This is a genomic window from Microcoleus sp. S13_C3, assembly GCF_036700905.1.
GTDB lineage: Bacteria > Cyanobacteriota > Cyanobacteriia > Cyanobacteriales > Microcoleaceae > Microcoleus.
Genome location: NZ_JAUBPT010000005.1, coordinates 88,386 through 99,850, shown reverse-complemented (window position 1 = coordinate 99,850; position 11,465 = coordinate 88,386). Strand labels below are relative to the sequence as shown.

Below are 11,465 nucleotides of genomic sequence, written 5' to 3'. Positions count from 1 at the left end.
CAACAGTCAACAGTCAACAGTCAACAGTCAACAGTCAACAGTCAACAGTCAACAGTCAACAGTCAACAGTTAACAGTCAACAGTCAACAGTCAACAGTCAACAGTCAACAGTCAACGGTTAACAGTCAACAATGCCCAATGCCCAATGCCCAATTCCCAATTCCCAAATCTATGGTTGCAATAAAAATCCCCAAAGTCACTTTTCAACCCCCGACATTCAACTCAGTTGAAGAAGAACGCCGCCACCGCAAACAACGTTTAGCCGCCGCATTCCGATTATTTGCCCGCTTCGGATTCAGCGAAGGAATTGCCGGACACATCACCGTCCGCGACCCCGAACACCTCGACCATTTCTGGGTTAATTCTTTTGGAATGCACTTTAGTTTAATTCGAGTCAGCGACCTAATTTTAGTCAACCACAAAGGCGAAGTTGTTGAAGGAAATAAACCCGTAAACGAAGCAGCATTTGCCATTCATTCCCAAGTGCACAGCGCCCGCCCCGACGTAATTGCAGCAGCCCACGCTCATTCTCCCTACGGCAAAAGTTGGTCGAGTTTGGGCCGCCTGCTTGACCCGCTGACGCAAGATGCTTGTTCGTTTTATGAAGACCAAAGTTTATTTGACGATTACACCGGAGTTGTTTTGGAAATCGAAGAAGCTAAACGCATAGCCAAAACTTTAGGTGAGAAAAAAGCCATTATCTTACAAAATCACGGACTGTTAACAGTAGGTCAAACAGTAGATGAAGCGGCTTGGTGGTTTATTGCAATGGAACGTTCTTGTCAAGCGCAGTTAATGGCCGAAGCAGCGGGAAAACCAATTCTCATCAAGCCAGAATGTGCGCGTTTAACACAGCAGCAAGTAGGGTCTCACCGTATGGGATGGTTTAGCTTTCAACCGCTTTATGACATGATTGTGCGCCGAGAACCTGACTTATTAGATTAGGAACTAGGCGGTTGAAACCGCTACTACACAAACACAGTCCGCCTGCGGCGAATCAAGAATGAACGAGGTATTAAAGCCGGATTTAGTATCAGAAGTGCAAAATTTATAAATTCATCCTGACACGGATTCCAGCCAAGCTATCAAATCCTCTTGACTGGTAAAATCTAACAAGACTTCTCCTAAATCCTCTAATTGTTCGAGAGATAACTGCCGAATGCGAGTTTTAGTTTCGGGTGGGATTTCGCCAGTGCGCCGCCGGAGTAGACGCAGGATTAATGCTGTTTGCCCCTCAATTAGACCTTCTTGGCGACCTTCTTGCATCCCTTTAATAACAGCACCGCGTTGGTCTTCAAAAAACATTTCCCGCTTTTCCACTTCCTCTAATTCCTTAAGGGTTAAATTAGTTCGGCTGGCGATGGAAAAAGCTGTTTGAATTTCGGGAATTGATGCAAATTTTTCAGGCATTTCATCGAAGAGGGGAGCATTTTTGATAAAATAAATCCAGCTTTGAATTAGGTTTTCGATTTGTTCTAGTTCTTTGTTAAACTTGGGAAGTTCGACAAACACTAATTCGATTTCTCTGTTATAATACTCGAAGTTTTCTTCGAGTTCTTTAAATACAAAATGGGTGAGAAACTTTTCGGTATTTTCAAACAGAATAAAATCTGTAATTGTTAAAGCAATCAGAGGATTTAATTTAGAGTATCCTTCCCTGGGTCTGAGTTGAGTTGCGTAGGTTTTGGCGGCATTGTACACTACCCGTTTAGTAAAAGCTTCTACATTTATTACCTGCATTTCGATAATCACAGTTTTGTTGCCTGTAATTTTGGCTTTAACATCCAGGTAAGTATCTTTTAATCCAGTAACGCTCGGCGCGGCGTAAGGGTCAATAATTTCTAAGTCTTCAATGGTTGGCTGCGCGTCATAGAGCATCGCATTGAGGAAGCTAATCAAAATGTCTTTGCTCTGGGGGGAACCAAATATTTTTTTGAAACCAAAATCTGTTTTAGCACTGATGAAAGGCATAATTAATAGTGGGTAATTGGTAATGGGGGCGCTTAAATCACAAAAGTCCTTCCATTTCTAAATCTTCAATTATCTGCAATCCGCGCGGGTCGCCCACTCGCAAAAGTGAAGATTTAGCATCTTCCCGCACGCCCATATCTTCATCTTCTTCTAAAGCTTCAATCAAACCGTCGATCGCCCCAGCGTACACTATATTATTCGGCAATTCGCGGGCCAGTTGCCCGATCGCCCAAGCGGAATTACTTCGCACAGCAGACACAGCATCTCCCCGCAGCGCTTCAATCAACGGTGGAATCGCCGCAATCACCACATAGTAACCAACTTTTGCCATTTGACCCAGAGAGCTCGCCGCCCACAAACGCACCGCCGAAATATCAGTTTTCAGAGCATCAATTAAAGATGGCAAAGCGCGGTGATCCCTGCAATTTCCCAAGGCCCAAACTACCCCTTTGCGAACGTAACCGTTCCAGTCGCAGTTAAGCTGAAGAATCAGCGGTTCCACAGCATCGGGACTCGGATTTCGCCCCAAAGCATAAGCCGCGCTTACCCGCACCAAGGGGCAACCGTCTCTCAATAAATTAATTAAATGCGAAATTGCTCGATCGTCCTGCAGTTCGCAAAAAGCCCGCGCCGCAATCATCCGATGCTGAGGTTCCGGGGATTCCAGCAAAGGCAGCATTTCATCGGGATCTGGCAGCGGGGGTTCGGATTCATAAATTTGATCCAAAGGGCTTTCCAGTTCCGTGTCAGTCTCAAGGGCGTTGGAGTAGTCGTTATTGTTCATAAAAAAACTTTACCGCACAGAGGATGCTCCTAAGCAACTCAGTCAGCACTCAATAATTGTAGGGTGCGCGCGCAGTACCTTACTAATCATATCTTGCACCATTGTCAGCAACAGGCTTTTCGGGCTGTTCCACAACAGATAAATTTTCTTGTGGAACAGCCCGAAAAGCCTGTTCATAAAAGGCTAATGGAGAATGGTGCAACATATGACTTACTACAAACAAATTCCTCTGCTGTCACCTAAGTTAGCAGCGAGGACTTCAGTCCTCATAATTGCTGTCACCTAAGTTTGTAGTGAGGACTTCAGTCGTCATAATTTGGATGAATCAGGACTAAAATCCTTACTACAAAGGAATATCTCTGCTGTTACTTAAGTTTGTAGCGAGGACTGAAGCCCCCCTAATTTGGATAAATCAGGACTTTAGCCCTGATTCCCAACCAGTAGAATTTATATTTCAAAGAGACTTGAGCATCGAGAGGGAATGAGTTTGATAGCCTAATTTTTGATAGAGATTCACCGCAGGCTGATTGCTCAGAAATACTTGCAAACCAATTTGCCGATCGCCTCTTTCCCGCGCCCAATTTTCAGCATGAATAACTAAAGCTGCACCGACTCCTAAACGGCGATGTTCCGGTGCTACGTACAGCAAAAAAATGTAAGCGTAGCGTTCTCCGGTGGTTTGGTCGATCGCATTTCCCAACCACAAACATCCGACAACCGATTGGAGATTTTGGGCTTGAGATTGGGGATTGAGATGCTGCGAGGGCAGCGCCGCCAAAATTTCTGCCTCTTCCTGGCTGTTTTTCTGGCACTCTACCCACCAAACCGGCGTCTGGTTAGAAAAATACTGCTCGACAGTTTGAGCCAAATGTCCCAATTCCCGATCGGGGTAAAGCTCTTGGTAAGTCCGGTGCATAAACTTTACCAGTTTTGCTCGATCGAGTCCCGATCCTGAGCGCAGCCGGTAGCCCGGTATTAGTTGAGCAGACATCAGATCAGCGGACACGGAAAGCGGAATAATTTAGCCCCAAGAAAATTGGATTCACTACTGCCGCTTGCTTTTGGGGAATCGCTTCCTCAATCGGCGCCGGGGCAGCCATGTCAGCCGGCAAAAAGATGCGAGCGCTGACTGCTACCAGAGCCAGGAAAAATACTAATATCGCTATTAATGGAGCAATGTATTGACGAATGATACCCATAACCGCAAAAACTTTATTCTTGAGTTGATATTATCAAGTGTACCATACAAATCTTGTCAGCTATAATGGTTGATTGGACACTTAGCTCAAGAATAGAGCGATCGCAAATACCAACAAACAGAAAATCTAATATTATGAGTGCCTCGCCTGCTGTTTATGAAGCTCTAGCTAAATCAATTGTTTTTTTGAATCAAAAGCCGAGCGCGGCAAATGAAGTTTCCGGTTTCCTGGATACTAATGGCTACTATATCGATCGCATATTCGACGACCCCGAAACAAACTTTTATGCGATCGGGTTCGGTTCATCCAATCCCGAAAACCCGCCCGCCCTCGTATTAAAAGGTACAGACTTCATCGACGGCGACGCTATCTTTTCCGACTCGCGGGACATTGGTTTACCTGAATTTGAAAAAAACAAAGATACTATCAAAAATTGGCTCACAGAAATCGGTCAAAATACTGGTAAAAACCCCAACAAATTATTGCCCGATGTCATCGGACACAGTTGGGGCGGAGCCGTCGCTCAAATTCTAGCAACCGAATACACATCTCTGACCGGCGATATCTTTACTTTCAACTCTCCGGGAGTATCAGCGAGTACATTCAACACTTTTCGGAGAAATCTCAGTAGGGCAGGCAACAAAAATGTCACTCACTACATTGTCAGCGGAGATGTAGTCAGCTTGTTTGGCGAAGCATTTATTCCGGGTAAAGTATTTATCCAAAGCTTTACAGACCCGAGTATTAATCCCTTAACTGTTTTGGCAAAACATCGAACTGAAAATTTGTTAACTACTCCGCCCGTGGGTTTTTTGCAGAGGCAAATTTCCGTAGAACAATTAAACAGTCCCGAATTTACTTATAACAACGATTCAGATTTTAACGAGTTTATCGCTGCGATGAATTTGGCCCTGCCCAATGTGTCAGTAGCCATCAGAAGCAGAGGCGGTGCAGAGAGTGTGAGAACAGCACCAGAATTTTCTTTTGTGCAGTTAATCAGAGAAATGCAATACGGTTTAGCTCCCTTACAACCGAATTATTTATCAGGGGACGCTCGCAACAATACTGCTACGGGGGGCCCTGGAGAGGATACAGTTATCGGCAACGGCGGTAACGATACTCTCAGAGGCAATCGAGGTAATGACAGCATCATCGGTGGTGATGGCGACGATTTCTTGTACGGCGGCAGAGATAACGATTATTTCGAGGGTGGCGACGGAAACGATTTGGTTTCCGGCGAGTTTGGCAACGATTTTTTAATTGGTGGTGCGGGGCGCGATCGCTTTGTATTGGAATCAGGTGGCGGAGCCGATGTGATTGTCGATTTTCAAGATAGTGAAGATTTAATTACACTGTCGCGGGGTCTAACTTTTCCTCAAATTAGAGTAACCCAAGCGGGTGACGGAGCTTTAATTACTATCCCGGTTACTGGGGAAATTCTTGCTACTCTCAGAGGCGTAGTTGCCAGCGATCTTACGCGGGTAGATTTTGTATAGCTTGGGGGCGATAAAAAATTGTAGTTTTAGTGGCGCGAAACCGGGGTGGGTTTTGTAGGAAAATTGTTTTTACCCACAAAAAATGTCTGCTAAATCTGCCCCTACAAAGCAACGAAATATGACCAATTAATATGGTTAATAACCGGAGTTTACAGTAAAATTAATTAAGTAGCTTAAACACTAATTCCCAATCTAACGACAGGAAATAAAAAAATATGCCCTCCTCTCCCGCCGCTTACGAAACTATAGCCAAGCAACTTGCTTACATAGATAACAACCCCCAGTCTCAAACTTTAGTTCAAACGGGTTTGACCGCTGCTGGCTACCAAATCGATCGCACCTTTGACGATCCCGGAACTGGATTTCACGCGATCGGCTTAATTTCCACCACCCCAGACAAACCGCCAGTTTTGGTATTTCGCGGCACCGACTCGCCCACAGACGATCTTGCCAACGCAGACAAGCGCGGCGTCGGTTTCAACCAATTTGAAGCCAACAAACAGGCATTAGGAAATTGGCTGACACAAATCGGTCAAGACACAGCAAAAAACCCTCGTCGCTTGCCCCCAGACGTTCTCGGACACAGCTTGGGCGGTGCTTTAACGCAACTAGCCGCAACAGAATTCACATCTGCGATCGGAGATGTTGTCACCTTCAATTCCCCGGGAGTTGCTCAAAGTACAGTCAATTCATTTAAGCAGAAAGCCGGTGCGGGAAAAAATGTAACTCACTACATAGTTAGCGGCGATTTTGTGAGTTTGGGAGGAGAAGCTTTTCTCCCCGGAAAAGTAGTTCTTCAAACATTTACTAACCCGATTATCAACCCACTACTTGTCTTGGACAAGCACGGCAAAAGCGGTTTGTTAACTTCTCCACCTCCCGGCTTGACTCAGGCCGAAATCTCTGTAGACCAGTTGAACCGCCCTGATTTCACTTTTACAGATTCAGATTATTTAGAACTGTTAGCTGGCTTAGACTTTGCATTACCAGAATTTGGAGATGCGCTGCAATCGCGCAGCACAGTAGAGCAATTGAGAACCACTCCCGGAAAAGGCTTTTTTGGAAGTTTTAGGGCAATGCAAACTGCTCTCGATCTATCCCAAATTAATAGTTTAGTCGGCGACGATGCCAACAATACAGCATCAGGTTTGGCAGGGGACGATATTATCACGGGCAATGGGGGAAACGACACTCTCAGCGGCAACAAAGGCAACGATATTATCAGCGGTGGCAGCGGCAACGACCAGCTATTCGGTGGCAAAGGGGATGACAATTTGAACGGGGCAGAAGGAGACGATACACTCATTGGCGGAGTAGGTGCTGACCTCTTGATTGGCGGCGCTGGACGCGACTTGTTTGTGTTGGGAATTGGGGCTGGTACAGACACACTTATTGACTTTAAACAGGGTGAAGATTTAATCGGTTTGACCAAAGGTTTGAGCTTTAACCAACTGAGAATTACTGAAACGGAGCTTTCAACGGGGATCGAGGTTGTCAGCACAGGTGAAGTTCTTGCCAGTTTCTTCGGCACACTAAATACTCCGCTTACAGCTAGCGATTTTAGGTCGATTTAGTTAGCAATACAGATATGGGGTAGGGACACAACATTGTTGTGTCCTCTATTTTGTGGCGCCACCTAGGAACGTCAACAGATACAATTTAATTAATCGAAATCGTCCAGTCCAGGTCTGGGCATGGATGCCAATTTTTTCTCATCGTCTAGGGGCAGAAAGAAAATCGTCAGCATACCGGGAATCACAGCCAGCGCGCTCATCAAAAAATAATTTTGATAGCCGAGACTCGCCTGCAAGTAGCCGCTAAAAACACCCGGAATCAGCACTCCTGCTGCCATAAAAGCCGTTGTAATTGCATAGTGAGATGCTTCGTATTCAGGGCGGACAGTCCGCATCAAGAACACTGTATAGGCAGCTACGCCCAGTCCATAAGTAAATTGCTCGATCGAATTTACCACATAAGCCCATTCAATCCCCGGTTGATTGATTGCCAACAGCCAATACAGCACGTTAGTTGAATTTTGCAGAATTGCCGTCGGCCACATCCATTTTTTCAATCCTTGTTTGGCAATCAAATAGCCCCCCAGCAACCCTCCAATTAACAGAAACATTACCCCTAAAGTACCGGATAATAAGCCCATATCCGACGTAGAAACTGCTAATCCTCCTTTTTCAACTTTATCCATTAAAAATGGAGGAGCCATTTTAAACGTCAAGGCATCGCCCAAGCGAAAAATCAAGACATAAGTAACAATCCAACCTATTTTATCTTGCTGAAAATAGGTTTTGAATGCTTCGATAAAGCTGGTTGTTCGTTGAGGAGTGTCGGATTCCTGATCGTAATTTCTAGGATAGGGAAGATACCACCGCTGAAAAAGATATATCAGCACAAACATAATCGCACAAATGCCAAAGGCTGTCGCCCATCCGTAGTTAAGCGCAGACACGCTAAAATCCGAACCGAAAAGTGACAGCGGAATGTTTTGATATATTTTGGTGTCGCCTGTATTTCCAGTGACTAAATGCTGTTCTGCCAGTTTCCCCGCTAAGAACACCAATAAACCGCTGCCGGCAATGACAGCACCTCTATAAGCCGTGTTGCGAACCCCGACAAATAGTGCTTGTTGGTCTTTATTTAGAGTGTTTAAATAAAATCCGTCAATGGCGATGTCGTGAGTAGCTGACACAAAGGCGATCGCGGTAAAGATAACAAGCGATATAAGAATCGGTGCGGGCGTCAATACACCAAAAGCCAGGAAAGCAAACAGAAAAGCACAAATGATTTCGGTTGTTAAAATCCATTTGCGTTTCGTGGAATACAAATCAACAACTGGCCCCCACAAACCTTTTAAAACCCAAGGAAAAGACAAAAGACTTGTCAATCCGATCAATTCGTTGCTGGTTCCCATACCTTTCAAAAAAATCACCGACATTAAATTAACGACGGTGTAAGGGAGACCTTGAGCGAAGTATAATACTGATACCCACAATCCAGCGTTATGCTTTTTTTCCATTGGAAAGATATTTTACCTAGTTACTTATTTGATTTACTGAGTGCGATCGACAATTCCGGTCAATTCAACCCCTGGCATCACAGTATATGCCATTCCGATGCCAGCGGCAGCCATATAAATAGTGCATTTTAGCATCATTCAGACTCACAAATATTTTCATTTTTGGAATAAGCCTGCAAAAGATGTTCTCCGTTAAAACTTAAATCTTGCACCATTGTCAAGAACAGGCTTTTCGGCCTGTTCCACAAAGAGTGTATTTCTTGTGGAACAGGCCGAAAAGCCTGTTCCTAAACAAGTAATTGACAAGGGTGCAATATCTCAGTTAAAATGAACGAGGTAAGCGCGAACATTCTTCTCCCAATCATAAGTGCCATAGGTTCGCACCAGTTCCAAAGCACTTTCTTCTATCTGATATGCCGTTTTTGGACTATTCACCGGACGTTCGGGACTGTCAGGATTAACAACAATTAAACCTGCATCTAGAAACTGATGCACAGTCTGGCGACGCACAGTTTCCCGCGTATTTGGTGCATATTTTTTACTGTACTCCTGAGCCATAAATTCCATAATTGGTGTGATTCCCAGAAGTGGAGATTTCGCCAATTCCCAAGCATCCTTTGGCTTGAGGTCAAGCAAAGCCAGAAGGGTTAAGGCGGAACGTTCGTTAAGCTGACCTTTTGGAAAACCCAGCGCTGCAAGTATTTCTAGAGATTCATCAATACGGTTCTTGATTGTCATTGGGCTATTTTCTAACGGATTGGTCGCCTTCAGCAGTTGTGTCTCGACAAGTTGATCAATCTCCCGCTGTGTAGGAAATATTTCTCCTATTTGTGCGCCAAGTAAAAGTAATTGCTCTACATTAGGATACTTCAAATTGCGTAAATCCGTAGCATTAACTTGAGTGTGTCCGTTGAACAGTCGGAAAAACGCATCTACCAAGCTCGAATTTAGATAAACCGCCAATCCCCGCGCCAGGGTGAGGTCTAATCCGCGTCCCTGTTGGTGAAAGTAATTTAAATGGTTCTCAAAACCAACGCTAGAACTATTAATTTTATTCGCATCCCAAACAACTGCAACAATTCGCTTTTTCTCTTCCTTTGAGGAGAAGCGCTTGCTCAAAACATAATGTTCGTTAGGTACGAGGAGTGCAGCAGTTTTTTCCGTGACAGCTAAAGCTTGATGCTTTCTCGTTGCTGTGGGATATTCAACACCGCCCGCCGAGAAGTGTGCGGGATAAATCAGCGGAACTGTACCGTTCTCCGGTTTTAGCCGCAAGTCAGAGCGAACACGAAAATCTACAACTTTTCCGGTGGAAACTGTTAAGCCTAATTCCTCTAGGGTGCAAGTAAATTGAGATATTTGCTCGACTACTTTCTGGCTGACAGAATCAGGTAAAATCCGAATAAATTGCTCGGAATCTTTGGGATTAATTAGGGCGGTATAGGGCAGTTGGTGAGACAAAACCAGGTCGTCGCCCGCGCTGCTGCTTGAGGTAATTAGTACAGTATCTGGCTGTTCTATTTGTTTGGTGGCGCGCACAATAATAGTTTCTTGCAGCACCGCATCATCGCGAAATGGCAACTGTCGGGATTCAAAGATGTGTACTTGGCGCAAAGCCATCATTTGAAGGAATACTTTGCGGAAATCTCGAAAGTATAAACCGTTGCAAAAGCTGCGGGGAGTAATCGATACTAATTCACCGTTTGGTTTGAGAAGGTGAGCGGCAGCCACTGTAAAGCCAGCGTAGAGATTGCTGGTTTCTAGTCCTATAGAACGCAGCAAGGTGCGGGCTTGGGACTTAGCGTCTATCTTGGCATAGGGAGGATTGATAATTGCATGGGTAAATTCCCGTTTTACTGGTTGTGTAAATAGATTGGGCCGCAACATATCGGCGCTGTCTTGAATAAAATCTATTTCGCGAACCTCACAGGTAAAAGATATCCCAAAACGCTGACATTCTATACTGCATAATTCTAAAGTTTGCTTGAGGTATTCTATCAAAACAAGGTCAATTTCATAAGCTGTAACGTGCAGGCTACGCGGTTTGTTTGGGCGCTGGCAAAGTTCGCCAACAACGGCTGCTAACAGGGAACCAATTCCTGCACCGGCATCTAAAAGCGATATATCGGGACAGTTAAATTCAAACATTCCCGCCATCAAACTTGCGACTGAGGAAGGTGTTAAAAATTGTCCCTTTTCTCCTCTCTGGCTTTGCTGCAACTTTCGGGTTGCTTCTTGGCGCCAGCCATCTACGCGATCGAGTAAATTGCTTGCAGTTGAGTAGCTGTTACCCGGAAGGGCTAGGGTTTGAAAGTGCGGTAGTATCATTTGTTCAAAAAGTGCGATTTCGAGTTCAGTTTATTTTCGCCAAAATAGGAATCTATAGGCTATCATAGTACCAGTTTACTCTCTTCCCATAACAGCAAAGGGCAGCCATGAGTCAAGAAAATTTTACATTTCTCCTTGATAGCGAAAAAAAAGAGGCGCTGAAGGCGATCGCTACTGTCACCGATCGCGATTTAACCTATGTTTTGAACGAAGCGATCGCTTCTTACCTAGAAAATTATCAATGGCTGCTCGATGAGATTAACAAAGGCGTTGCCGAGGCCGAAGCTGGAGACTTTGCCAGCGATGATGAAGTCCAAGCAGTTTTTGTCAAATTGACCAATGAAAATTAAGTGGCTGCGACAAGCTTTGCGAAATCTAGAACAGGCTCACGCATATATTGTCAAAGATGATCCAGAGGCAGCAAGGCAATTAATTTTAAGGATTCAGAGTGCTGTAGGTCAACTCACCGAATTTCCTTTTATGGGTCGAGTTGGTCGCGTAGAAACTACTAGAGAACTTGTCATTTCCAATACCTCTTATCTCATCATCTATCGAGTAAAAGAAGAAAACGTAGAAATTCTCCGTATCCTTCACAGTTCAAGAAAGTATCCCGAAAATTAGCTCGTCTGCTTTTAAATTTGAGATTTAAGCCTGTATAA

General features: G+C 44.6%; 11 protein-coding genes. 5 read left to right on the top strand and 6 right to left on the bottom strand.

Annotated elements, in window-relative coordinates:
* Positions 1-171 precede the first annotated feature (171 nt).
* Positions 172-945 carry a class II aldolase/adducin family protein gene (locus tag QUA16_RS02835; RefSeq protein ID WP_333052907.1) on the top strand — a complete coding sequence of 258 codons (774 nt, stop codon included), beginning with the start codon at positions 172-174 and terminating at the stop codon, positions 943-945.
* Positions 946-1,056: 111 nt separating this feature from the next.
* On the opposite strand, the gene QUA16_RS02830 is transcribed toward QUA16_RS02835, so the two are convergent.
* The 4 genes from QUA16_RS02830 to QUA16_RS02815 all read right to left on the bottom strand — a co-directional run bounded on the left by QUA16_RS02830 (position 1,057) and on the right by QUA16_RS02815 (position 3,954).
* Positions 1,057-1,971 carry an Rpn family recombination-promoting nuclease/putative transposase gene (locus tag QUA16_RS02830; protein ID WP_333102358.1) on the bottom strand — a complete coding sequence of 305 codons (915 nt, stop codon included), beginning with the start codon at positions 1,969-1,971 and terminating at the stop codon, positions 1,057-1,059.
* A 37-nt stretch (positions 1,972-2,008) separates the two neighbouring features.
* The gene (locus QUA16_RS02825; RefSeq protein WP_333102359.1) at positions 2,009-2,755 is read right to left on the bottom strand and encodes a HEAT repeat domain-containing protein; all 747 of its coding nucleotides are present in this window, start codon (positions 2,753-2,755) and stop codon (positions 2,009-2,011) included.
* A 454-nt stretch (positions 2,756-3,209) separates the two neighbouring features.
* Positions 3,210-3,746 carry a GNAT family N-acetyltransferase gene (locus tag QUA16_RS02820; RefSeq protein WP_333102360.1) on the bottom strand — a complete coding sequence of 179 codons (537 nt, stop codon included), beginning with the start codon at positions 3,744-3,746 and terminating at the stop codon, positions 3,210-3,212.
* Positions 3,747-3,750: 4 nt separating this feature from the next.
* The gene (locus QUA16_RS02815; RefSeq protein WP_333102361.1) at positions 3,751-3,954 is read right to left on the bottom strand and encodes a hypothetical protein; all 204 of its coding nucleotides are present in this window, start codon (positions 3,952-3,954) and stop codon (positions 3,751-3,753) included.
* Positions 3,955-4,019: 65 nt separating this feature from the next.
* Between QUA16_RS02815 and QUA16_RS02810 the strand changes: the two genes are divergently transcribed.
* The gene (locus QUA16_RS02810) at positions 4,020-5,450 is read left to right on the top strand and encodes a calcium-binding protein (RefSeq protein ID WP_333181006.1); all 1,431 of its coding nucleotides are present in this window, start codon (positions 4,020-4,022) and stop codon (positions 5,448-5,450) included.
* Between the two features lie 215 nt (positions 5,451-5,665).
* Positions 5,666-7,024, top strand: a complete 1,359-nt coding sequence (locus tag QUA16_RS02805; protein WP_333102363.1) for a calcium-binding protein — start codon at positions 5,666-5,668, stop codon at positions 7,022-7,024.
* An 89-nt stretch (positions 7,025-7,113) separates the two neighbouring features.
* Here QUA16_RS02805 and QUA16_RS02800 read toward each other — a convergent pair whose 3' ends face one another.
* Both QUA16_RS02800 and QUA16_RS02795 read right to left on the bottom strand, forming a co-directional pair.
* Positions 7,114-8,478, bottom strand: a complete 1,365-nt coding sequence (locus QUA16_RS02800; RefSeq protein ID WP_333102364.1) for an MFS transporter — start codon at positions 8,476-8,478, stop codon at positions 7,114-7,116.
* A 318-nt stretch (positions 8,479-8,796) separates the two neighbouring features.
* Positions 8,797-10,806 (bottom strand): Eco57I restriction-modification methylase domain-containing protein, encoded by a 2,010-nt coding sequence (locus QUA16_RS02795; RefSeq protein ID WP_333102365.1) that lies wholly within the window; start codon positions 10,804-10,806, stop codon positions 8,797-8,799.
* Positions 10,807-10,913: 107 nt separating this feature from the next.
* On the opposite strand from QUA16_RS02795, the gene QUA16_RS02790 reads away from it, so the two are divergent.
* Together QUA16_RS02790 and QUA16_RS02785 are read left to right on the top strand one after the other, a co-directional pair.
* Positions 10,914-11,156, top strand: a complete 243-nt coding sequence (locus QUA16_RS02790; RefSeq protein WP_333102366.1) for a CopG family transcriptional regulator — start codon at positions 10,914-10,916, stop codon at positions 11,154-11,156.
* Positions 11,146-11,427: a type II toxin-antitoxin system RelE/ParE family toxin gene (locus tag QUA16_RS02785; protein ID WP_333102367.1), complete on the top strand. Its 282-nt coding sequence runs from the start codon at positions 11,146-11,148 to the stop codon at positions 11,425-11,427. The genes QUA16_RS02790 and QUA16_RS02785 overlap by 11 nt, the downstream gene beginning before the upstream one ends.
* Positions 11,428-11,465 lie beyond the last annotated feature (38 nt).

Excerpts from the sequence above, each read along its gene's own strand:
- QUA16_RS02800 (WP_333102364.1), bottom strand. The coding sequence starts at position 8,478 with ATGGAAAAAAAGCATAACGCTGGATTGTGGGTATCAGTATTATACTTC.
- QUA16_RS02835 (WP_333052907.1), top strand. The coding sequence starts at position 172 with ATGGTTGCAATAAAAATCCCCAAAGTCACTTTTCAACCCCCGACATTC.
- QUA16_RS02790 (WP_333102366.1), top strand. The coding sequence starts at position 10,914 with ATGAGTCAAGAAAATTTTACATTTCTCCTTGATAGCGAAAAAAAAGAG.
- QUA16_RS02815 (WP_333102361.1), bottom strand. The coding sequence starts at position 3,954 with ATGGGTATCATTCGTCAATACATTGCTCCATTAATAGCGATATTAGTA.
- QUA16_RS02825 (WP_333102359.1), bottom strand. The coding sequence starts at position 2,755 with ATGAACAATAACGACTACTCCAACGCCCTTGAGACTGACACGGAACTG.
- QUA16_RS02810 (WP_333181006.1), top strand. The coding sequence starts at position 4,020 with ATGGTTGATTGGACACTTAGCTCAAGAATAGAGCGATCGCAAATACCA.
- QUA16_RS02820 (WP_333102360.1), bottom strand. The coding sequence starts at position 3,746 with ATGTCTGCTCAACTAATACCGGGCTACCGGCTGCGCTCAGGATCGGGA.
- QUA16_RS02830 (WP_333102358.1), bottom strand. The coding sequence starts at position 1,971 with ATGCCTTTCATCAGTGCTAAAACAGATTTTGGTTTCAAAAAAATATTT.
- QUA16_RS02805 (WP_333102363.1), top strand. The coding sequence starts at position 5,666 with ATGCCCTCCTCTCCCGCCGCTTACGAAACTATAGCCAAGCAACTTGCT.
- QUA16_RS02795 (WP_333102365.1), bottom strand. The coding sequence starts at position 10,806 with ATGATACTACCGCACTTTCAAACCCTAGCCCTTCCGGGTAACAGCTAC.
- QUA16_RS02785 (WP_333102367.1), top strand. The coding sequence starts at position 11,146 with ATGAAAATTAAGTGGCTGCGACAAGCTTTGCGAAATCTAGAACAGGCT.